Here is a 23,756-nt window from a genome sequence, read left to right as displayed (position 1 = left end):
ATACTGTTATAAAAAGTCAGACACTGCTTTATTTTGCCTGATGTATTTTCCCTTTGTGTATTTCTACCTGTTGTTTTTCTACTTGGTATACTTCTCCTTGATGTATTCCGCAACATCATCGATTTCGGGAAACAGCGCCGCTTTATTAATAGAGAACAAATCCAGCTCACGGAGAATATTCTCCTTATTTTTCACGATAAAAATAAGCTTCTTTCCCAACTTATTCCGGTAACGCAGGGTGCGAAGGCTGTTTCCTTCCCCTCTGCCGTCCCCCAGGCCGCACAGAATAAAAGATCCATCCTGCTTCATAATTCTCGGATTACTTCTCAGAGGCATGATAAATACATGGCTGAGCAAGTCTTTTTTTCTGATGCGTGGCTCAAAGCCCGGATTCTTTGATTTTACCTCTCCGGCCAGTTTTGCCGCATACTGGAGATATTCCCTGTCCTGCTCCTCCGGTACGCCGTTTACGCATAACTCATACAGCTTTGTTTGAAAGGCATAATCAAATACCGGAATCGCAGCCAAAATGGCCGCTGTGTCGCTCCTGGCATATTTGGTGGATGCTGTTTCCGTCTGCAAAACGATCACCTCCCCCACACTGTCCCTGCTGCTACAGCAGGCAAAGTACAGGGCAACCAGCGGATTTTCCGTAATGTCCAGAAGCCTGGTGGGAAGGCCGTAATGCTGCATTTCCACCAGATAGTCCAGATGGGATTGGCACTGCGCAAAATCCTGGGTGCAGCGGAGGATAAGCTCCTGATACATACGGTTTTCATTTACCATCCAGTTCCGGCTGCGTTTGATTCCCGGGAGCAATTCGTAAGATAGCCTGGAATGGCCTCGGAAATAGAGGATGTGATTCGTATTTGACTGCCTCATGTCGGAAATGTCTTTTACGTAGCTGCTTACGTTTTCTATCAGCTCCAGTTCACAGGAATTGGCATCGTATATGACGCCGTTCTTTTCCAGAAGGTTCCTTTCGGGAAGCGGATTTTGTACGGAGGGTTCCGCAGCTGCTTTTACTTCTGAAGGAGGTTTTTCTTCTGAAGGAGGGGTGGTATCGATGTATTTTCCATCCCATTCCCGAATGAAACGGTTGAGAACTGCTTTCAGATACTCAAGACGTTTTTCCCGCTTTGACACCCCAAGATAGGGAAGAAAAATCCAGAAAACCAGCGCTTCCTCTTCGAGAGGCGTCAGTCCCCTGTCCTGTGTCCCAATGATGGAAGACATATAATTTATCATGATTTCCAGGTTTTCGGAGGTAATGCAGCTGCCTGCATACAGGGTATAAAGAGCGGAATCCTGCGCCTTCAGGCGGGAATAATAGGTGCCTTTTCCCAAAGCGCCCAAGATATAACTGCAGTCCACGTAGCCTTCCTCCAGAAGTTTTTTCCCGAAGATATGGAAGAAGGCCCGGGTAAGATATTCTGAGTTATCGGCGTATTCTGCCAGCTGTTGTGCGTCGCTGCGCAGCTTTTCTTTGTATTTTTCCATATTTTCACCATGCTTTCAGAAGAGAGGATCTGGTGCGAAGAATATTTGGTTTAAGGCTGCTGTTTTACCTGAACGGAAAAGTTCATTTTCAGGTCCCTGGGGATAACTGCTCCGATTGTCTGTTCCAAATAGGCGAAATAGCCGTTTGCGCCCCCTTCCTCCGTCCATAATGCAATAGATTTCTCAATTCTCAGCAGGCAAAGGACAGGTTCCCTGAAATATGACCTTAAATCTGAAGGTGATGTGAGATCCCAATACCCTGCGGCGGCTTCCCTGATCTCATCGTTTGTAAAGGGATCAAAGCTCATTAACAGCCCATTGACAAAGGCTTCGTTTTCAGGGGTGCGGTATCCATTTAAATCATATTCCGTATCTGTCAGGTATCCGTCTACGAGCAGAAGGCATACATGGATTGCCTCTATTGCCCTTCGTCCGTTTCTGTTCGGGTTTTCCCGATGAAGCTTCAGCAGGTTTCCTTCCATGGGGGCAAAGAGCATTGCGTAGGCATTTTCTTCACCTTTGGCGATCTTTCCAAACTCCTTGGTCATCATGTTGGAGATTTTTTCGAATTTGTAGCGGTTTAGTTGTTTTTTCATTTGAGGGGGCTCCTTTGTTATTTGTTGTATGAGGGTTTTGGGTATCGTTTAATGAATTACTTATATCTGGTTACTTTCTGATATCTTACGGCTTTCCAGGATTCCTTCAATCACTTCAATGTAATCTTCATATAAAAGTAATCTTTTTGAATCATTAGTAAAAGCATTTATACAATAACACAAAACCCAAAAAATCAATGCAATACAAACCAGATTATTAATTGCATCGTTTTGAAAAAGATTACCCAAAATAAACGTTAATAAAACGATCATTATCGGCATAATCACTCCTGAATAACTGCCTTCAACTTTCATAGCAGATCTCAACAAGTACCTGAGATACCTCAAAAAACTCTCCAGGCTTCCTGTCGAAATACAGGAATACTTTCCCCTTACATACTCGGACCATTGCTCATAGGTGCTGAACCTATCCTTTCCAATTAAGACTGATTCCTTTTTATTTAATTTTTTTCCGCAGGCATTTAGATATATCAGATATTCCCTTTTATGGTTAAAATCATATGGCTGCAGTATATTCTCTTTTTTCCCCTACTCACCCTTCTCATACCTCTGCCTGTAATAATTCATTGTCCTGTAATCTATAATATCCTTCATATGCTGCACAAAAGCCGGTTCCGTTACCACATCCCTCAGATCATCCCTCAAAGCCAGCACAAATCCCTCTCTATCCACAAAGAAACCGCTTCCCGATTCCTTCAGAAAATGAACCGGATTCTTCCGGGCCTCGCTGACATATCTTTTTTTATCCCAGCTTCTGAAATCCCTTGTGTTCTTATCCTTCTCCATATCACGCCAGTTCTGATCCTTTTCATAGAAAGCTTTACAGCTCTGATAAACGTCCTCCTCCGTAATCCCCATTTTTATCTCTCCATCATTATAAAAAGCGAGAAGTATAGGCATTTTATAGGATTTGGACATGGAGGTTGTCTCCACGATATGAAGGAATTCCCATCCCGGCCCCTGTGAAAGCCTCCATTCCTCATCAGTTAATTCCTTCAGTTCCTTCAGAAAATCAAGATAATGGTTAAAGGGATTTTCCTTCGAATTCTTTAAGCAAAGCTGATATATTTCCTCCTCCATATAAGTAAAAAGATCCATCCTCGCAGGAACCTTTCCTCCAAGAAATTCCTTAATCCTAAAATATTCCCCGCGGATACGCTCTTTCTTTGTTTCCTTCCTGGCTGCCATTTCTTTAAACAAATCGATCAGCCGCATATCAAAGTCCACAACACAATCCAGAGGAAAATTAAAATCCTTCTGCTCCTTCCTCTCCGCCGCCTCTCTGGAATAAGGCTCCCCGCTGAGAAGAAATGGCGCATTCCCGGCTTTTTCATAATTCCCCATGAAATCAAGGACCGTCAGATACTCCTTGCCTGCCTCCTTCCGCAGTCCCCTGCCCAGCTGCTGAAGAAAAACCACCGGCGATTCCGTGGGACGCAGGAACATCACCATATCCAGAGAAGGAATATCCACACCCTCATTAAACATATCCACTGAAAAAATTACTTTCAGCTCCCCTTTTTCCAGCTTTTCAATTGCAGCTGTCCTGTCTTCCGAAAAATTCCCATCCGCATCGCTGTACACTGCACATGCCGGCACATTCCGGGCGCAGAACTCCTCAGCCATCCTCTCCGCATGTGCCCTGGAACAGCAAAAGCCCAGTGCGCGCTGAGAACCATATTTTCTGTAATTTTTATAAATCAGATCGCATCTTTCTTTAACAATCAGCTTGATATCCAGATCCTTCTGCAAATATTTTCCCCTGACTACAGGCAGACCGGAGTAATCCACGCCATCATAGATTCCATAATAATGAAACGGCACCAGCATTCCCTTATTAATTGCATCCTTCAACGTGATTTCAAAAGGGACATTATAATCGCATATTTCATAAATATTCCGGCCATCCATCCTGTTGGGGGTCGCGGTCAGCCCTAAAAGAAAACGATACTGAAAATATCTGATTATTTTCCTATAGCCATCATTTACCGCATGATGGAATTCGTCAATCACAATATAATCAAAATAATCCTGCGGGAAATATTTTTCACACAAATATTCATCTTTTCCCAGACAGCCGACCGATGCAAAGATAACAGGCTTATCCGTCTGCTTCAGATTTCCGTTGAAAAATCCCTGTTCATCCTGCGGACGAACCCTTTTGAAGCTTTCCGCCGCCTGCTTCAGGATTTCTTCTCTGTGCGCAACAAATAATACTTTTTTATATTCAATGGAATCAAACGCAGCAAGATAGGTCTTGCCAATTCCGGTAGCAGCATGAATCAGCGCTTTCCTGTCACCTTTCTCACGGCTCTTTTTCAGTGCATAAAGTGCGTCTATCTGCGCGCCCCGCGGAAAAACAGGGGCAAGCCGGCCATCCCTCGCCGGCAGCTTTTCCTGATAGCTTTCCATATCCTTTTGAAGGGCCGGACGCTTCCAGTTTTTCGCATAATCCTTCAGTACTTTATCCGTCACCTCAACCGAATGATTATAAAAAAGGTCTTCAAACTCCTCAAAGAAAAGGTGATAGCTTTGTTCATCATCTTTTTCTGAAAACCGGTAATTCCATTCAATTCCTTTGGTAAGCGCGCTGCGGGAAATGTTAGACGATCCTACATAGATCTCACTGTTATCGGCATAGTGAAATATGTAAGCTTTTGGGTGAAAGGAACGGTTCTTTTCCTGATAGAGATGGACACAGACTCTGTCCTCCAGCTCGTACTTGAGCAGGGTAAGGGCACTGGGCTGTGTGATGCCCAGATAATTTCCGGTAAGAAGGCGTATTGCCGCGCCTCTGTCCAGCGCGTTTTTAAGCGCAGGAAGTAAAAGCCGGACGCCTGATTCCATCAGAAAGGATACGATGATATCAATGCTGTCCGCACTTTTTATGCTCTTTTCCAAATATGTAAGCAGATGGTTGGCCGGAATGTCTCCTCCCATACTGACTCCGCGGGCTTTGTATTCTGAGCCCTCAGTCCATAAATTATTACCGGACCTGCCTATCAGATACAGTTTTTCTTTACGAGAATCATGTTCATCCATTTTTCATCATCCCTTCCCGGGCGTACATCTGAACTTATCCATTTTTCCTTTATTTGAAATACATCTGTTTCCTGTAATATTCTCTGCAGTTTATCCTCTGTCATATCGATAAAATACCTGCCGTTTCTCATTCCTTCAAAATCTCCGTATTTAAAGGATGCATACAGGATGCCTTCTTTTTTTAACGCACGGGCAAGATTCTTCAGTATATCCTTAAGATCATCATAGGTGGAATGAAGGATTGAAGAGCAGGCCCAAATGCCATCGTATTCTTCTAATACATTCAGTTCCTTGAAAAGCATCTGTTTTACAGAGATTCCGGTATATTCGGAGGCGATTCTGCAAAATTCCTCCGAACCATCGATGGCATCTGTGCTACAGCCGTGAGACAGGAAATATTTCGTGTCTCTTCCAGGGCCGCAGCCGAAGTCCAGGATGTGTGCCTGCGGTTGTAAGAAGGAAAGGAATTTGTCCTGTACGGAAGCAAAGTCCAGGGACTGGGTGGAATCGCTGAACTGGGCGGCGTTTTGGTTGTAGTAGTTCAGGGTTTGAGTGGTGTGTTGGTTATTCATTGTTTTCGGTACCTTTCCAGGATTGAAAGAATTGCAGGGCCGTATTGGGTTACCTTTTTTTCACCGAAACCGGGGATGAGGAGTAATTCATTTCCAGTAGCCGGCATTTTTGATATTAATTCTTTTAACTGAGCATCGTTGAAAATATAATATGGCTTGATGTTTTCTTCCCGGCTCTTTTTGAGGCGATAAGCTTTTAGTTCTTTGAAAATTTCTGTATCTTCGATCTTTTCTTCTGAAACTCTATACAGCACGGACTTCGGTGTTATTTCTTTGGTAGTTTCCGCAGCTGTCTGTACCGAATCACTTGCTACTATTGATGTCTGTTTAGCAATATAATACTTTTCATATTTCGCAGTATAATCACAGGTTTGTTCCTTGTGAAGCTGCAGGAAGGAATCTGCCCATTCTTTCATATTATTATCTGAACTGTTTGATTCTTTTGACTGACTGTTAGCCTCTTTTATATAGGCAATCAGCTGATCAACACGAATAACCTTTTGTTTAACTTCTTTTTTGGCATACTTCGCATTTAAAATTGTCCTGGGGTTCGCCAGAACAACAACAGAGTGATAAAAGCTGTCAAAATATCGCTCTGTCAGGAATTTTGTCAGAAAATTATTTCTGGATTCTGTCTTTACTTTCTTTATTACCTGGCGATGCCGCTCATTCTGGGTTATTGGGGAATAAATTCCTTCTTTTCTTATTTTTCCTCCCACACTCATCGAACGTATAAAATCACCTGCACTATTAATTTCTATATTACCAAAAAGATTTTTGCACTCAATAACAAAGCATAGCTTTCTAGTGAATACCATGTAATCAATCTGTGCACTTAGATCTCCGTCTGTCAAATAAATATCATGGAGTATGTACATTGGCATACCGCTGTTCTTCAGCTCAAATGCTACATTCTTTTCACCGGCAATACCATATTCAAGGAATTTTATGTCCTGCTGTATCAGGGCTTTTCCTTCTGGGTTTAGTTTAGGCTCTATTTCATGGAGTTTTTGGAGCTGGAGTTCTGCATTGCTGGTTGATTTTAAGAAGATGGGAGACTTTAGGCTGTTAAACATGTTTTTCTCCTTGTGAGTCACATATAACTAATGCTAACAAAAAAATTCAACATAAATTCTGAATATATTTAGATTGTAACACATATTAACAAATAAATAAGCACTTTTTCATAATTATGTCAATCCAAATTAGTTCTTTGAAAATAACTTAAAAGGTTCTACTCTTTTTTAGCTTTCTAATAATTTAAGCTAACTTTTTATGGTAATATTTAGAAAGAGCCAGCTTGACGTTTACAAGTACATAAGTCCAACTTTACATCCGCCTTGAAAAATTTGTAATTTTTTAAGTTTGCCATAGACTCTGAGAAATATCCATGTGGGGGATTCGATTTTTACGAGTTTTTATAAATCCGAACATTATAAATCGTTTAAATAGTTAAAACAAATTAAAAATCTCAGTTCATCTGTATCACTTTTGAAACAGAAGCGGAGATTTATTTATTAAATTATTTGCTAATGCGAATCCCGCTGGATTTTATAAAATTCCAAAACTTCAAGAATGTCAATATCAAAAATACCTCTAATAACGTCATCTGTAAATTTATTATCTGCAATAATAGTTTTTGCAGATATAAGCTGATCTTCATTTAATGCTGAAAATTTTTTCCACCATTTTATTGTAAGGTTATCCTTGTATTTAAAGCGATGGATAATAAACGCCTCTGGCATCCATAAAATTTTATTAAACTCGTCTATATCCTTACCAAACGCTTCTTCAAAAAAGGATTTCCCGCGTCCTATTTTTCCTTTTGTTGCATTTAGAACAGCCTGAATAGCTCGGATAAACTTTCTATTCCAATGAACCCCAATGTAATCACGATTACGAAAGAATGCGGGGGCATCTATAGGATGATATTTCATTGGAAATGAATAAATTGTTGCACCTAATTCTTCACATAAATCTACATTAATTTTCATTCGATAATATAATTCTTCGGGTTTATCTCCATAATTATACAAAAGATAATTTGAGAGATCGGTAATACCATTATTTACAGCTATTCTAATGGCATTAATATATACATCTTTCATCGAATAATGATCAACGGCAATGCGTAGTGGTAGAATGGCAACCTCAGAAAGTTTTTTCATTTTAGCATCAGTTACAAGTCGTGCATCTACCCCTTGATTAAAGTCAATATACCTCGTTCTTTTTGCTCTTCTAAAATACTTGGCACATAATGGACCAACTTTATCATCAAATCCAAATATTTCTTCTTTTGTTGCTGTTTCTGTATACAATAAATTTCTTCTTTCACGTTCAAGATAAAATTCACCTTGTTCTTCCTCTGAAAACTTCGATGATAATTTATCATAAATTTCGATTATCTTTCTTAGACAAGCCCGCTCATTATACCCATTCCTGAGATTATTTAATGCAATCTCATATTCACTTTCTGGAATGTAAGTGGCCCCTTTGCCAAAGCCGCATTCCTTTATTTCATCTATAATCGTATCAAAACAGCTCGAAGCAAAAACATTATTATCCATAAGCAACAAGTCCTTTCTAGGACCAAATTGCTTATCTACCTGTTGAATTTGATGTTTTAAACTAATATAATTTTTATACTCTGGCTCTAATCTTGGCACAGCACAAAAAGAGCAATTTCGTGGACACCCACGAGTCATATAACCAAAATAAGCGTTGTTTGCCGGATATTTATATTCAATCTCATCAAGAATTGAGTAATCTAAAGGTAATTCGTCAATAATATCTTCTTTATCTTCATCAATTATTCCAGCCTTATTTAACAAACCAACATATGGGCGGATTCCGGTTTCTTCATATATCTGTTCTGGTAAAATACTTGATGCAATTCCGTCAACCATCATTCTGCCATCAATTTTACAAAATTTCTTAGCATATATTATTGTATCAATCGTTTCCTTCCAATAAAATGTAAATAATGTTGTAACACCAACAAAATCAAATTTTGGAAAATCATTTACCTTAAAAGTAAATGCTCCATAATCCGTGGGCTGACTTGCGACTGATTTTATGCAATGCTGATTTCATCAAATCTACTTAAAAAACTCCAGATACTTTGATTGGAGTTTTCTGAGTTTCAAAGGAGATTTCAAATATGAATGAAGTAATGCAGATTCGTGCGGCCAGTTGGACCGCAATGATCAAACAACGAAACGATAGCGGTCTGACCATCAAAGAATGGTGTGCTACCAACGGAATTCAGGAGTCGGTCTATTATTACCGGCTAAATCGGTTGAGAAAAATGGCATGGATTCCTTGTGAAACACCGGTTCCTACAAAGGAGCAGGATTCTTCTGGCACATTTGCGCAGATATCAGTTTCTTCTGCTGTACAGACTTCAAATGTAGTAATCCGCATTCGCCGTGGTGATACTGTTATGGAAGTAAGCAGCGATGCACCGGATCTCATCCTCACTTTTTTGAAAGAGATGATGTTCCGTTCTCTCTGAGATCACCGGTTTTCAGGCTATCTATATCTACTGTGGAAAATGTGATCTTCGCAAAGGGATTGATGGTTTGGCGACGTTAGTAAAGGAACAGTTCCATTTGGATCCCTTTCAAAAGGAGGTTCTGTTTCTTTTCTGCGAATGCCGTACCGACCGGTTCAAAGGCCTGGTCTGGGAAGGCGATGGGTTCTGCCTGCTTTATAAGCGGATTGAAGCCGGACGCCTCCGATGGCCAAGAAGCCAGGAAGAAGCGGCAAGGATCTCACCGGAAGAACTTCATCTTCTGTTGACCGGAATCACGATACTGGAACGTTCCTCTATCCAGAAATGCAACTGCACAGAAATCTGCTGACCGACTATGCAGGGCCGACTTTTTCTGCTATACTATCCCTCAGAAAACGGAAGGGAGGGACACTGCGGTGGCATTTTCGCTGAAAGAAAAAGAACTTACGGACCTTGATAAACAAACACTGATCAAAATGCTCGTGGCAGCCACCGAGTCCAACCAGAAACTTTCAGAGGCTGCCTAACAGCTCCAAAAAAGCGTAAACCTTCTGACAGAAGAAGTTGTAAACCTTCGCCAGCACCGTTTTGGCCGTTCCTCAGAAAAGGGGCTGACCAGCGGGGAAGACGGGTGCAGCCAGCTCTGCTTCGCTTTCAATGAGGCAGAGATGACCATAGATCTGGATCCGGCATTCCCGGAACCGGAACTGGAGGATATCTTCCCGAAACCATACAAACGTGGGAAAAAGAAAACAGGAAGACGTCAGGAAGAGAGCAAAGGTGTTCCGGTGACTGTGGTTACCCATACCCTGTCGGAAGAAGAACTGCTTACCGCATTTCCGGATGGCCGGTACAAAAAGCTTCCCGACGAAGTATATAAACGTCTGGAATTCCATCCGGCAAGCTTTGAAGTGATTGAACATCACGTGGAAGTATATGTAAGTGCGGATGGGGGAAATTTTGCGCGCGCAGAGCGCCCAGCGGATCTGTTCCGGAACAGTCTGGCTACCGCGTCCCTGGTTGCCGGTATTTATAATCTGAAGTATGTAAACGCGCAGCCGATTGAGCGGCTTTCCAAAGAGTTTGAACGCAGCGATGTATTTCTCCCGACACAGACCCTGTGCCGCTGGGCGATCATGGGAGCAGAGCGGTACCTGAGCCGTGTATATGACCGGATGAAGCAAAAACTTCCGGAGCATCATGTGATGCATGCGGATGAAACCGTGGTAGAGGTACGCAAAGATGGACGTTCGGCAGGATCTGAGATCCGGATGTGGGTGTACCGTTCCGGTGAACTGGAGCCAAACCCGGTCATCCTTTACGAATACCAGAAGACCCGGAAAAAGGAACACGCCCGTGAATTCCTAAAAGACTTCAGCGGGATCTGTGTGACGGATGGTTACCAGGTATACCATTCTATTGCAGAGGAACGGGAGGATCTGGCAATCGCCGGATGCTGGTCGCATGCCCGGCGGGGATTTGCTGATGTGGTAAAAGCTGCCGGGAAAAAGGATCTGAACATCAGGGAATCCATTGCTTATAAAAGCCATCAGCTCATACAGACCATGAGCCGGTATGAAGAGGAGTTTACCAAATGGGAACCAGCCGAGCGTCTGGAAGCACGTATCCACCATGTACTCCCACTGGTAGATGCCTTTTTTGCATACCTGAAATCAAAAGAAGGCAGCGTTGCACCGAAATCCGCCACAGGAAAAGCGATCAGCTATTGTCTGAACCAGGAAGCATTCCTGAGAGTCTTTCTGACGGATGGTTATGTACCGATGACCAAAAATGCCGCAGAACGTAGTATCCGGCCATTTACAGTGGGAAGAAACAACTGGTTCCAGATCGATACGGTCAGCGGGGCAAAAGCAAGTGCGATCGCATACAGCATTGCAGAGACAGCGAAGGCAAACGGGCTGAAACCCTATGAATATTTCCGTTACCTTTTAGAAGAACTGCCAAAACATGGAGAATTAGAAGCTCTGTCCTATGTCGAAGGGCTGCTTCCGTGGTCCGAGACACTGCCGAAATGCTGCTACCAGAAAAAGGTCTCTGAAAACTGATCAAGTTTCCTTCTATCTGCCGTCCACAAAGGGCGGCATTATTTTTAGTCGGGTACTGGATATGGAGCATTTACCCTTAAAATATTGTCGATAGGTTTTCAATATTTTCTCTAATTCACTATCTCGAAAATTAGGAATCGAATCTAAAGGAGCATATTTCCCCGTCTTTATAAACTCAGATAGTTTAACAAAATGTTTGCCAAGTGATTTATCATCTACAGAACTTAAAAATTCTTCGCAAAGAAGCCTTGCCGCAAATTCCTTTAAATTACCTTTAAAAAATCGAACATCATCATGACATTTACGAAAATATGTAGCAAGTTTCATTAAACCCATTGGTGGATATTTATTTTTGTAATGAGGCTCAATTAATAGTATTTTACGGTTCATTATAGTTCATCCTCTATCCTATGTATAATCATCTCTGCAGTATCTTTATCTGTAGTAGCGATAATTATTCCTAATATTTTTGATATAAGCTTTTTCTCATGTTTATTATATGATGAAAATTTGTCACTTAGCCAAGAGTTATTAGTTTTTTTAGGCGGTTTTTTTACGTACCAGTATCATTTATTTCAGAAATTTTTTTAATATGTTCATTTTCTAATCTCTCAATAATTCTACTAGTAACAGCACTAACAATTGCCCCTGTATTATGCTTTTTCTTTTCAATTATAGCTCTGGCCCTTTCAGCTTCTACTTTTAACTTTTCAAGTTCAACAAGTTCATTATCCCTATGCCTATTATCAATAAACTCGCCTGCACTTTCTTTTCGGCTAAATTCAGCCTCTTTTTTTTCAAAAGATTCTATTTTTTTTTAAGCACTATTAATAGCAGAACCTTCATAATAAATTATTGAAAGTTCCTCATTAAAATAACGTCTTAATTCTCTTTCAAATCGTAATCTTGTTTCATTTTCATTGAAGTGATCCCTTTGAGAATTAGGAATTAATTCCTTTGCTACAACAAACACTTCGCCAATAAAGTAATGATTTCCTCTATCTTCTTTAAAGAACTTTTGAAGTGCATCTTCATTTCCAATTTGAATATTTTCTTTTCTTAATCTTAACCCTCTCATATGGCAATCTTTTATTATAGCAGCTTTAAAATGAGATACACCTAACCATAACCAAGCAAGTAAATTGCCATCTATATCTTTAATTTCTTCCGTCTCCACATGGCTCGATAGGACAGTATGAATGTCAAATACCCTTTCACTCCGTCCGACTTAATCCACCACTAATTTTATACGTTTGGACGTGAGTGGAAACATACAAGAGAATATCCTTTTAATCCGTCTTTGTTTTTGAGGATAAGACTTTACTTTCAGATGCGTCATCCAACGCCATTTCAAATTTTTGTACATCAAGATATTCTTGATTACGCATAATGAAAAGTAATGTATAACGTAAAAATTCAATGGCCAGTTCTTTGGTTTCTATTACTTTATCTTGAATCGTTATCTTACTGTTTTTATCTAATGCGCGGCCGTGAACAATATCTGAACGAAAACCATACACAATTTTCATAGCCTTTCGTGCTTCCGCTGACGAATATGTACATTCCTTTAATTTGGCAGCTACAACAGATATTCTATTTGAAATAGTATAGGTAATTTCTCCATGCGTATCACCTGACAGTAATGTTTCTATACCAATAATGGCATCTAATGCTGTATCATCCTCAGCTTCTCTCAACATACATCTATTTAATCGTTGCACGGCAATAAATACTTTTTTAAATTGTTTGTTTTTCTTTTCTTCTTTGCGTTTTTCACGCAACATTTTATATATTTCTCGAATTTCATTCATCTGCCCTTGATTCACTTTTTTAATATGATATCCGAACAGTTTAATATTACATTCTCTCCTATTAAATGCGCGAATAGTTGCACCATATAATGGAATCATATTGGCTATCCATTTGTCAGCCCAACCAATCGGCTCAATTAATAATTGTCCGTAGCCTGTCGTACACCCAACTACAATTCTTATTGCAGCAAACAGATCATCGATTAAGTTCGTTGGATATGCCCAATAATTTGATACTGCATTATGTAAAGAATCTCGTTTTTTATTTTCTACACTATAGCCTTTTATTCGTATCATGAAACCCGCACATTGTACCAGCTCATTTTCTTGTGTTGAATCAAAACTATTAGCATTATATCGACTTAATTGAAACTCCTTTGTCATTCGGTTAATAGTAATAGTATCTGTTATTTCTATTTTATCTTTTTCAAACTCTAAAAAACAAATCGGAATACATATATCTACAGCCAACTGATTTGCGTATAATCGAATCAATTGTTTCTTAGTCAATGCCTCTACTACATCACTATTTACATCACTATCTTGAAACAATTCCGTTTCATACAAATATCTATTAATAATGTTTTCTACCAGGGAAACAACTGAATATTCTATATTTTTATCTTCATCTGTTAACATTACTCTTGCATCTTGATTCTCTTTAAAAAAAGAAATTAATTCATCATATCCTTTTAAAGTCTTACAACCAATTTTAAACTGACCACCATCCAAACTAAATAACTCTGCATAATCTATCGGAGTATTATAGTTCGTAGAATGGAAAAATGGTATGTCATATTTAAAAGTATCTACTTTTTCTCGTAATTCTTTAAAAGTATCGCTTTCTTCAATTCCTTTAAAAAACAGCTCTGGGTAACGGTAATATTTTGGCATATAAGAATTGGTTTTCTGGTATTCATATACCGCCTTAATCCCGTCTGTTACAACTAACGCGATTAGTGTCAATGATTCTTTCATCTTCTCATCAGCTATTTTCATAATTTCTCCTTATCGCTCTCTTACTTAACTGCCCAATCAGGAGCCAGAAAGTTGGGTATCTCGTCCATACCTATAGGCTGATATCCCATTCCAAAGAGGTTATCTGGCTCTAAAAATCCCATATTAGGATACCCTGAATTTTCTTGTCCTAGCTCTATAAGTTTTTCATTCGATTCTATAGTTGATTGGATTGTTTTTGAAATAAAATAGTTCTCTGTGTATGCAAATATTATGTAGTTCAAAAATTGAAGAACTTTTTGTTCTGACAAACTATTTATCTGATGTCTCAGTTTTCTATATAATTTATCTCTTTTATGATAAAATACCAGGACAACACTTTCCTCCTTTAATGGTAAAATTGCCAAGTGCATAAACTGCATTCTCACTGATTCTGACATATCGAAAATATTATTAATTTCATTTCCTTCTAAATCTTTCGACAAGGCTATAGCACTCTGCGTTGCAATTGGAACTTTGTAAGGTAATACAGACCAATATAGTATTTGATATCCGCCCGAAATATTTTTATCAGCAATGTCCTTATGGAACTGTAATTCTTCCGTGTAATCCCTTACATCTAATTCTTTAATCCCCTCTAAATTTTCTAAGTTAGTATAAGTATGAAATTCTTCCTGCAATTCACGATACAGTTTCTTTTCTTGTCCTCGTTTACTTAACTGCAACAACAAATTTTTCACAGCAATTTCTGCAAGCATTTTATCAGTCGGTGATGATTTTAAATTCTGCTCATTTTCATAATCCTGAAAAAACTTTCCATCACAATCATTACAAATAAAATGAAATGTACCTGAATTGTTTACCCCTTTTTCAATGTCTATAACATCTATTCCCATTAATAGAGAAGCATGCAAGACTTTACCATTTTCAGCAATATTTTTAAGTGATAATTGAGGAACCGAATGCGAATTACAAAAACTTGTCTGAGGCTTTCCGCACAAAATGCATTTATCTGGTTTTGCATTATTTCTTGCTGTTGAAAGCAATTTATTCATTTTCTTACGAACGCCAACAATATCTGTTCCTTCTGGTATATCAATTAACTTCGGCATACACAATCCTTTCTTTATCTCAATGGACGATCTGACTTACTTATTTTATTGGCAAGTTTAGGTAATCCAGTTTGAATAAAATACCATTTCAAATCTTCTATATTCTGTTGCGATTTGGGACCTAATACAATGGAGTCTACCAAATCTTCAACATCAATTTTTTCCTCTTCACATAATTTTCCTAAATTCAAAGCATACACCCGCTTGATTGTATTTAATACTTTATATTGGAGGTGTGGGTCATTCTCTTTTACAAAATATGGTGAAATTCTTACCTCTTGCTCTGCGGCAAAACTCTCATGTTTATGTATCATTGCACATAACAACAGATTATCTATTAGGCCATCTAAATCTGAAAATTCCTCCATTTTTTCATCTTGAATATAATCCACCAATAAGTTCTTCATTTTATGTTGTTTCGCATTATAACCATAGTATTATTCATCCATAACAAAACGATTATAGAAAATCAATTTATACAACAATTCCGTATTAAATACTACCGCCACACCTTGTCCGTTATTGGCATAACGATCCCATTGCGCAGCGTCATTACGAGCCCTTGACACACAAAATATGAAAGGGTACTCCAGTTTCAATCGATTTTGTATATTTTCAAAAATGGACTTTACTTTTGGTATTTTTTCTACAGTTATCTCCTTTAATACTTCTCTTTCTAAATCCCGTATAAATCCATTCAATTCCTTACGGTCATTCATATTAGCAGCACTTCCAAACCATATTTCCTTGATGTTAAGCATACCATTCAGGCCCGTAACATCTGTATAATGCCACAAAGTATTTCCATGCTTTTCAACTACTCTCTGTGCACGATCATCCCTCTGCTTTATTTCAATCTTTCTGAGTTCCATTTTGCCACCCCTAATTTGAAATCTTTCTTGGATCATATCAAATCTCCAGTTCTTTTACAATCGACTCTATTCCTCCTGTTCTTCATTATAAACCTTCACATTATACAAGAGTCAAGCGACTCCCGTACTTTGGCAGGTGACACTATAAATCGTCGTCAGCATAAAGTCAACTAGAAATTCCGCATCTATTCCCATTTGAAAAAACGAATGGCAAAGCCTCCGCAGACAACTGCCACCACCGCCATGATGGTAATTGGAAACCAGACTGATTCTAATGGTAAACCCAACAAAGTTGCTTTCAATAGCTTAATCCTCTGTGTTAAAGGCAAAATATCTGTAATCTTCTGCAATGCAGACGGCATCACTTCATAGGGTAAGGTTGCCCCTGAAAAATTCAACATCGGAAAATACAGGATACTGGCAGCCACGCTGACTGTTTTCGTATCAGGGGCAATACCTCCCACCATAAGTCCGATGCTAAACATCGAAAGCATCACCAGAAGATACATAAACAAGAAAATTCCAATCGACCCGTTAAACCTACATCCAAAAACTATGGATAAAACTCCAAAAACAAGGCACAAGGACAGTATCTCGTAGATCGCGTAAATCGTCACCCACACTGCAAGCAGAAATGCAGGGCTTGTAGGCGTAATTTTATATCTTTTTAATATCTTTTTCTGGCGATATTCAGAAATCAATAGCGCAAGCCCCATTACGCCGCCTGCACAAATCGCAATGGTAGATAATGCCCCGAATGACTGTTCCAAAAAAGTATATTCTACTCCGGGAGATACTGTTTTGGTGCCATAAATGACTCCCCAAATTATGGCAACCACTACCGGCATACAGAGAGCAAAAATAACCATGTCCATTCCCCGGAAAGATAACTTCAGTTCTGTTTTCAACATTGTAAAAAATTTATTCATTTTCCTCTTCCTCCTCTCCAGTAAACCATAAATACGCATCTTCCAATTTTTCATAGGGACTTAATGCTACCGCTTCTTTCATAGTTCCTTCAAAAACAAATCCACCATCCTTCAGGATACCAATCCGGTCACAAAGAATTTCTACCTCATCCATGAAATGAGAGGATAGAAATATTGTCAAGCCATGTTTCTTTAACTCCTGCAGGCTTTTCCAAGCACCCCTTCTCGCTTTTGTGTCAAGTCCTGCGGTAAGCTCATCCAAAAAGACCACCCTGGGATTAGTGATGAGGGACAGCACAATAAATAATTTCTGCTTCTGTCCTCTGGCCAACTCGTTTACAATAGTGTTTTCCTTTTCCGACAAACCAAATTTGTGTAGCAACTCTTCGTATGCCATTGGATGCCTGTAAAGGCAGGTTGTTTCCTCACACAATTCTTTTACCTTGATCTTGTCTGGATAATTGGCTTCCTGGAACTGTACCCCAACCTGTTTAAAAAGCTGCTTTTGCTCCGTCCACGGGTCTAACCCCAAAATACGAACCGTTACCGAATCTGCTTTCTTTGTCCCAAGAATACATTCTATTGTAGTACTCTTGCCCACGTCATTTGCTCCAAGCAAACCATACACTTCACCCGCTGCGACTGAGAAGCTGAGATTCTCAATCACTTTCTTTCCGTCATAAGATTTACTCAGCCCAGAAATTTGGATTGTTTTTTCCATTTCACAGGCCTCCTTATTTTATAAGTAAAATAAAGATTAGCATCCAATCCAACTGCGGTGGGTAACTGTAGGGTTTTATTCTGATAATTTTTTCACCTTTTCAATCTGACAAGCCACATAAAAAGCATTGCTTTTTGCCTCATTCAATGAGGGCAATAACTTATCACAAGCCCTTATGATATCATCATCCTCCTTTAGCGTATCAATAGCTTCTCGTATATTGGTCTGCGGATCATCCGATAAGGCCCGAATCATTCTCAAAATAGCAAAGAGAGAATAGTTGGCACAACGAAGTGAACGTATGATTTTCAATCGCAGCATATCTTCCTCAGTGTACACCCGATATCTGTTTTCAGTTCGCTTGATGGTAAACAGGCCATTCAATTCCCAATTTCTTAAAATATCAATCGTTACCCCTAATACATCTGCTGCTTCCTTTCTTCTATACGTCCTCTGCATTCCAACATTTTTTCACCAATTCCCGACAAAATTTTATGGGTAATTTGTATCATTTCTTCTGCATTTGCTTTTCCGATGTCTATCTGAGCAATATATCGCATGGTCAATTCCATAGCTTTCTCGTAATTACCCAAAGCAGAAACCTTAATAATATCAACCGCCTGTTTACGAAGTCCATTTTGGAGAACTTCTATCTGCAGAGCTGCCCGCGCTAATCTGAATTGCTCAATATGCAGATCAGTAAATACCCGGTAACCATTACTTAGTCGTTCTGGTTTTGGAATTAAACTGCACTTTTCATATAAGCGAACTGTATTTACATGTATGCCGATTATCCTTGCTATGTCAATTGCCTTATATGTATTCATTCAACGCACCTCTATCCCTCATTATGACATATTTTAAAAGTCTGGTGTTATAGTGCAGGATTTTAAGTTTACTGTAGAATACCTTGAATAGCAAATCATATATAGATCTCATTTTTCCAAGTAACAATCTTATCAACTCGACATCCCTTTTAATAATCCTGTCTCCACAACATACCCAATATCTATTCTGTCTACTCAACTCTCCACCATATTTTACAGTAGACCAGTTCCCACAGACTTCCTAAACGCAAAAAATCCGGGAATTGAAACTGCTATCCAAACAGTTCCAACTCCCGGAAACACCTTGTTTTCTACACTTTTTCGTGCTTTTATTTCTCTACCCTTGACATCAATACTATCGTCTCTACATGTGTTGAGGCTGTGAAAAAGATTCCCAAAAGGCGCAGTTTGCCCTTGGCGGAGCCATTACTATTTCTGCCCAAAATGAACACTTAGCCTTTTTAGCACTTATCTATCATATCTTTTACTGCCTTATCAAAATCTGATTCAATAGGTTGTTTTTTATTAAAAATCTCGTATTCCTCATGTGCCTTATCAATTGCCTGCTTATGTGATATTCGTTCATTATCCTTAAGAATTTTATATTGCCTGAATTCAAGAAATGCATTCACACTCTTTTCAAATTCAATCATAGTGAATAAATTTTCCCGTTCAATCAAATCTTCGATATAGTCAAAATATCCTGTAACAGCACGTTCCAACTGCCGAATTTGTTTCTCATCAAGATAATTTTTCGCAACTACTACATCCGATTTTAAAACTCTGCCATCCGGAGCATTTTTCCATGTTGTCAATCCCATATGTTCTTTATGATGCTCAGCAGACTTGTAGACAATCTCTGCTGCCGTATGATTTGTGATAGCATAATGAAACTTGTTTTGAATAGTGGCATAAAAATGATAGGCAACTTCTGAATCTTTTGTATAATCAATACTGCACTCGGCAAATATATCTGTAATTTGCTGCCATATTCTACGTTCGCTTGCCCGAATAGAGCGAACCCTTTCAAGAAGTTCTCTAAAATAGTCCTTTCCAAAGGCGGCACGCCCCTGCTTTAGTCTCTCATCATTAAGTACAAATCCTTTTTGCATGTACTCTTTCAGTATCTTAGTTGTCCATATTCTGAACTGTGTAGCTTTTTTAGAATTCACTCTATATCCGACAGATATGATAGCGTCAAGATTATAAAAACCTGTTTCCGAAATCTGTGTTTTTCCCTCAATCGCACCGTGCTGAGTGGTTATTTCCATTTTGGAAATAACCACTTCTTCATCCAATTCGCCATCCGCAAAAATATTTTTGAGATGCTTACTAATTGCAGGTACTTGGACACCAAATAATTCTGCCATTGTTTTTTGGATAACCCATATCGTTTCATCCTTTATATACGCATTTACAGATACCTCCCCAACTTCAGAATTATACAGCACCATTTCCGAGAGTATCCTAAAGATTGTGTAAACCTCCAAACTGATGTAAGATATCATTACTCAGTTTGGAGGTTTTATTTATGGCAAGAAAAAACGACACACCACAGAAAGCAGCAATGCGGGAACTCATGAGCGGTTACCTGAAACAGAACAATATTAAGATTAAAGACGGTACAGATGTCAATGCGATTATGCGTGACATGATGAGTGTCATACTGGAAGGCGCTCTAGATGAGGAAATGAATGAGGAGCTTGGATACTCCAAGTATGATTACCGCAACAAAGAAACAGATAACAGCAGAAACGGTCATTCCCAGAAGACCATGCATACCAGCTATGGAGATATGGAGATTGACATCCCACGGGACAGAAAAGGGGAATACGAACCTCAGGTAGTCAAAAAATACCAGAATAGCGTTACTCAGGACATGGAAGAAAAAATCCTCTCCATGTATGCCAAAGGTATGACCACCAATGATATCGAGAGCCATATGAGGGAGCTGTACGACATTGACATCTCGGACAGTACAATCAGCCGTATTACGGACAGGATCCTGCCTATCGTAAAGGAATGGCAGGAACGGCCATTGGAAGAGGTTTACGCAGTGGTGTTCCTGGATGCCATCCACTATCATGTACGAAACGAAGGGCGCATTATAAAGCAGGCCGTGTATATCGCCATAGGGATAGACCTGTCTGGGAGGAAAGATGTATTAGGTATGTATGTCGGGCAGAATGAAAGTGCAAAGTTCTGGCTTTCTATCCTGAACGGACTAAAGAACCGTGGAGTAGAGGATATCCTGATTGCGTGTATCGATGGTCTATCCGGTTTTCCGCAGGCCATAGAAGCTGTTTATCCCCGGACAGAAATCCAGCAGTGCATTATTCACCAGATCCGCAATACCACGCGTTATGTCTCCCGCAAAGAGAGCAAACTGCTGATGGCTGATTTGAAGAAAGTGTATGCAGCACCGACTGAGGAAACCGCCTTAACAGAATTAGACAGTTTTGATGAAAAGTGGAGTGGGAAGTATCCCAAAATTGCTAAGTCCTGGCGTGATAATTGAGCAAATCTGTCCACTTATTTTAAGTATCCGGAGGCAGTCAGACGCTTGATTTATACAACAAATACCATCGAAGGATTTAACCGTCAGCTGCGGAAAGTGACGAAATCCAAGACAGTATTTCCAAGTGATGACAGCCTATTAAAAATGCTGTAACTGGCAATGATGGATATCACGAAGAAATGGACAGGACACCACCAGGATTGGGGGCAGCTCCCTTCCCAGCTTGAGATATTTTTTGAAGAACGGTTAACCTGATTATAAGCGGTTTTGCCCGTATAGAGGGCTGCCTAAGCAGCCCTGCTTGACATACCCGGAATTCGTATTATAATACAGGCAAAGCCCAGAAAAATGGCTTTGCCCTTCGTAACTATTAACTTATCTTATTTCAGTTTTTTGAGTTTACACAAACTTTGAAACGGTCTCCCATTTCCATCTGTTTTGAAAAATCTTTCATAATAATTTTCCCTCCCCTCATACAATAATCAATCCCATATACTAATTCTGTTTTCGACAAATCTCGATACTAACCTCACCGTATGCCAAAGTTGTAGTGTAAACGCAATTTTTTCAGCCTCGTCACTTGTATAAAAACAAATTCTCAAGCTATTGGCTTCAGTTTATATGAGCATTCGTTTTCCATTCCTTCATATTTATCAATAACTAATTTTGCATAGTTTAGCGCTTCATTTGCACTTAAATTCATTTCTAAATAAATGCCTTCCGCTATCTTTTGTGGCACTCTCATATTCTCATCTGTATCATTTATTATACGTTTACTCCTCCCTTTAAAATCTTTATGGCGAATTAAATTACGAAAAATCTGAGCATCGTATTCATACATTTGCATACAAATATTTTTTAAAAAGCTCCGCCATGAATCTACAGAAATTATTCCTCCGCATATCTCTATTTGACAAGGTGTTCGCCCCGTTACGTCAACTTCCTCTGTAATATCAAATTCTGTCCTTGTATCAATATCATATTCACTAGAATTGACCACATCTGGACACTCCCATATACAACATATTTCTTTTATAAGCCATTCGCTCCTCTTAACAATTTCTTCTTCATTCCATAAAGCTATTTTAGAAAGCGCTTTACTAATGTATATATTAGATTCTTTATACAATTTCTTTTTTTCTTCAAAACTATCATTAGACATTTCCGAATTATAACCTGTAACCGTTAAATTTCCTATACAATGAACATACTTTTCATATATCTCTGTAGCCTTTTTACCTAAATCTATTTTCCATTTTGCAGTAAGTGTCTGTGGCATAATATGCTCTATTGTTAATTCATCAAAAGAAACAACTTCTTTTCCCTGCCTGAATTCAACTTGTTCTAAAACATATTTAATATGTGGAAATTTATAGCTGTCACGCAATAACAGTTTATCTCTTACCAAATTATCATTTGGAAAAGCTACTTTACCTTTCTTACTTGCCAATACTACTGCAACCCTATCGCATAATACCTTATCTTTATATTGTTCAATATCTTTTGCCATTGAAGCAAACACTTTATTTAACGCATTCGTAGGCATTTCACACAATAATCTTCTCATAACGTATGATAAGATTATCTTCAATGTTTTACATATCATTTCTACATCAATATTATGATACATATAACAATCCTCAAAGATATTTAACATAAATGGATAAACCGTTGTTGATTTTAATCTCTGTAATTCTGATAATTTCAAATTCACTTCTTCATCAGGACTATTACAATATTTAAACCAACTGTAATATTCTCCATAAGTTGTTAATTCCTCGAGGAATCCTTCTACGTCATAATTATCCAGGCTTTCATAGTATTCTTTAAAACTATTATAAACTCTATCTTTATTGGGAATTATGCCTGTTTTTAGAGTTAAATAATCTCGAATGTAATCCGATATCATTACATCTGGGAGTAATTTTTCTAATTTAAGCCAATAATTATTATATAATCTTTCTTGATATTCATAGTCTTGTCCCATTAATAAATAATTTCTAATAAGATCTGCTTGTGTTAAATCCAACCCTGTAGAATTTAATGACTCAAAAATCAGTTGGGGATTTTCCTTCTCTTTTGATAACTGAATATATACTATTTCCAACTTCTGTATCCCTTGATATATTTCTTCTGGAGACAGACAGGACTCCTTAATTAAATCCATAAATAAATTATAATTCAATAAAATCTGTGACTCTTCCATATCGTCAATTTGATCATTTATTAGCTTTTGAAAATTGCATGAATCTGATTTCATTGGTTTTAACTTAATTCTTAATGCTTCGGGGCTAAATCTATTTGTCAAATAACTTTCTTTTATTTCAATTTTTAATTCCTCAATCGTGGTAGAGTCCAAAATTGCTTTCAACAATATCATAATAGAAGTCAGCCGCTGTTGTCCGTCAATTACAATGAATTGTCTAAAATTTGCTGTAGAATCCCCTTCTACATATACTATTGTTCCTAAAAAATGGCTATTTCTATTCTGATCTGATGCAATAATTTCAATATCTCTGAACAATGTAATGCATTGCATTCTCTTCCAGTCATAATTTCTTTGATACACCGGGATATAAAAGGTTCTTTTTCCGGCACCAATAAACTCTAAAAAGCTCAAATTATCTGCCTTCATATGTATCTTTCTTCTTTCTCCAATATTGTATAGTAATCATCTTTATTAAATATCTCTTATCAA

Annotated in this window: 20 protein-coding genes and 2 pseudogenes; 4 read left to right on the top strand and 18 right to left on the bottom strand. The window is 38.6% G+C overall.

Annotation, left to right across the window (positions count from 1 at the left end):
• Positions 1-78: 78 nt before the first annotated feature.
• The 7 genes from HMPREF1548_RS02585 to HMPREF1548_RS02555 form a co-directional block, all read right to left on the bottom strand.
• Complete coding sequence (locus HMPREF1548_RS02585; RefSeq protein ID WP_021634154.1) at positions 79-1,500, bottom strand: FRG domain-containing protein; 1,422 nt, start codon at positions 1,498-1,500, stop codon at positions 79-81.
• A gap of 50 nt (positions 1,501-1,550) precedes the next feature.
• Entirely contained in the window at positions 1,551-2,096 is a 546-nt protein-coding gene (locus HMPREF1548_RS02580; RefSeq protein ID WP_021634153.1) for a hypothetical protein, read from the bottom strand.
• Between the two features lie 60 nt (positions 2,097-2,156).
• Complete coding sequence (locus tag HMPREF1548_RS02575; protein ID WP_021634152.1) at positions 2,157-2,411, bottom strand: hypothetical protein; 255 nt, start codon at positions 2,409-2,411, stop codon at positions 2,157-2,159.
• Positions 2,412-2,645: 234 nt separating this feature from the next.
• Positions 2,646-5,057, bottom strand: a complete 2,412-nt coding sequence (locus HMPREF1548_RS02570) for a restriction endonuclease (RefSeq protein ID WP_035320770.1) — start codon at positions 5,055-5,057, stop codon at positions 2,646-2,648.
• A gap of 62 nt (positions 5,058-5,119) precedes the next feature.
• Entirely contained in the window at positions 5,120-5,731 is a 612-nt protein-coding gene (locus HMPREF1548_RS02565; protein ID WP_021634150.1) for a class I SAM-dependent methyltransferase, read from the bottom strand.
• Positions 5,728-6,807, bottom strand: a complete 1,080-nt coding sequence (locus HMPREF1548_RS02560) for an HRDC domain-containing protein (RefSeq protein ID WP_035320761.1) — start codon at positions 6,805-6,807, stop codon at positions 5,728-5,730. The genes HMPREF1548_RS02565 and HMPREF1548_RS02560 overlap by 4 nt, the downstream gene beginning before the upstream one ends.
• 453 nt (positions 6,808-7,260) lie before the next feature.
• On the bottom strand, positions 7,261-8,640 hold the full coding sequence (locus tag HMPREF1548_RS02555; RefSeq protein WP_021634148.1) for a radical SAM protein: 1,380 nt from the start codon (positions 8,638-8,640) through the stop codon (positions 7,261-7,263).
• Positions 8,641-8,891: 251 nt separating this feature from the next.
• On the opposite strand from HMPREF1548_RS02555, the gene tnpA reads away from it, so the two are divergent.
• The 3 genes from tnpA to tnpC all read left to right on the top strand — a co-directional run bounded on the left by tnpA (position 8,892) and on the right by tnpC (position 11,311).
• Positions 8,892-9,245 (top strand): IS66 family insertion sequence element accessory protein TnpA, encoded by a 354-nt coding sequence (gene tnpA, locus HMPREF1548_RS02550; protein WP_021634147.1) that lies wholly within the window; start codon positions 8,892-8,894, stop codon positions 9,243-9,245.
• 1 nt (position 9,246) lies between these two features.
• Positions 9,247-9,594: an IS66 family insertion sequence element accessory protein TnpB gene (tnpB, locus tag HMPREF1548_RS02545; RefSeq protein ID WP_035320760.1), complete on the top strand. Its 348-nt coding sequence runs from the start codon at positions 9,247-9,249 to the stop codon at positions 9,592-9,594.
• 319 nt (positions 9,595-9,913) lie between these two features.
• Positions 9,914-11,311: an IS66 family transposase gene (gene tnpC / locus HMPREF1548_RS02540; protein WP_021634145.1), complete on the top strand. Its 1,398-nt coding sequence runs from the start codon at positions 9,914-9,916 to the stop codon at positions 11,309-11,311.
• A 12-nt stretch (positions 11,312-11,323) separates the two neighbouring features.
• Here the strand turns inward: tnpC and HMPREF1548_RS02535 are convergent, their stop codons facing one another.
• The 10 genes and pseudogenes from HMPREF1548_RS02535 to HMPREF1548_RS02490 all read right to left on the bottom strand — a co-directional run bounded on the left by HMPREF1548_RS02535 (position 11,324) and on the right by HMPREF1548_RS02490 (position 19,994).
• Positions 11,324-11,701 (bottom strand): hypothetical protein, encoded by a 378-nt coding sequence (locus HMPREF1548_RS02535; protein WP_021634144.1) that lies wholly within the window; start codon positions 11,699-11,701, stop codon positions 11,324-11,326.
• 427 nt (positions 11,702-12,128) lie between these two features.
• On the bottom strand, positions 12,129-12,488 hold the full coding sequence (locus tag HMPREF1548_RS02530) for a hypothetical protein (protein ID WP_021634143.1): 360 nt from the start codon (positions 12,486-12,488) through the stop codon (positions 12,129-12,131).
• A 112-nt stretch (positions 12,489-12,600) separates the two neighbouring features.
• Complete coding sequence (locus HMPREF1548_RS02525) at positions 12,601-14,121, bottom strand: HEPN domain-containing protein (RefSeq protein ID WP_021634142.1); 1,521 nt, start codon at positions 14,119-14,121, stop codon at positions 12,601-12,603.
• A 20-nt stretch (positions 14,122-14,141) separates the two neighbouring features.
• Positions 14,142-15,191 carry a hypothetical protein gene (locus tag HMPREF1548_RS02520; RefSeq protein WP_021634141.1) on the bottom strand — a complete coding sequence of 350 codons (1,050 nt, stop codon included), beginning with the start codon at positions 15,189-15,191 and terminating at the stop codon, positions 14,142-14,144.
• 14 nt (positions 15,192-15,205) lie between these two features.
• Positions 15,206-15,598, bottom strand: a complete 393-nt coding sequence (locus tag HMPREF1548_RS02515) for a hypothetical protein (protein WP_021634140.1) — start codon at positions 15,596-15,598, stop codon at positions 15,206-15,208.
• A 30-nt stretch (positions 15,599-15,628) separates the two neighbouring features.
• A complete protein-coding gene (locus HMPREF1548_RS02510) occupies positions 15,629-16,099 on the bottom strand; it encodes a DUF2971 domain-containing protein (RefSeq protein WP_021634139.1) in 471 nt (156 codons plus the stop codon).
• Between the two features lie 149 nt (positions 16,100-16,248).
• Positions 16,249-16,992 (bottom strand): ABC transporter permease, encoded by a 744-nt coding sequence (locus HMPREF1548_RS02505; RefSeq protein ID WP_021634138.1) that lies wholly within the window; start codon positions 16,990-16,992, stop codon positions 16,249-16,251.
• Positions 16,985-17,713 carry an ABC transporter ATP-binding protein gene (locus tag HMPREF1548_RS02500; RefSeq protein WP_021634137.1) on the bottom strand — a complete coding sequence of 243 codons (729 nt, stop codon included), beginning with the start codon at positions 17,711-17,713 and terminating at the stop codon, positions 16,985-16,987. The genes HMPREF1548_RS02505 and HMPREF1548_RS02500 overlap by 8 nt, the downstream gene beginning before the upstream one ends.
• A 75-nt stretch (positions 17,714-17,788) precedes the next feature.
• Positions 17,789-18,540: pseudogene (locus HMPREF1548_RS02495) on the bottom strand (MerR family transcriptional regulator).
• Positions 18,541-19,001: 461 nt separating this feature from the next.
• Positions 19,002-19,994, bottom strand: a complete 993-nt coding sequence (locus HMPREF1548_RS02490; RefSeq protein WP_035320759.1) for a virulence RhuM family protein — start codon at positions 19,992-19,994, stop codon at positions 19,002-19,004.
• A 113-nt stretch (positions 19,995-20,107) separates the two neighbouring features.
• Between HMPREF1548_RS02490 and HMPREF1548_RS02485 the strand changes: the two are divergent.
• Positions 20,108-21,313: pseudogene (locus HMPREF1548_RS02485) on the top strand (IS256 family transposase).
• A gap of 343 nt (positions 21,314-21,656) precedes the next feature.
• On the opposite strand, the gene HMPREF1548_RS02480 reads toward HMPREF1548_RS02485, so the two are convergent.
• The gene (locus HMPREF1548_RS02480; RefSeq protein ID WP_021634130.1) at positions 21,657-23,693 is read right to left on the bottom strand and encodes a DUF262 domain-containing protein; all 2,037 of its coding nucleotides are present in this window, start codon (positions 23,691-23,693) and stop codon (positions 21,657-21,659) included.
• Between the last annotated feature and the right edge of the window lie 63 nt (positions 23,694-23,756).

Source organism: Clostridium sp. KLE 1755 (assembly GCF_000466465.2).
Lineage (GTDB): Bacteria > Bacillota > Clostridia > Lachnospirales > Lachnospiraceae > Eisenbergiella > Eisenbergiella porci.
This window is presented reverse-complemented; position numbering and strand designations above follow the sequence as displayed.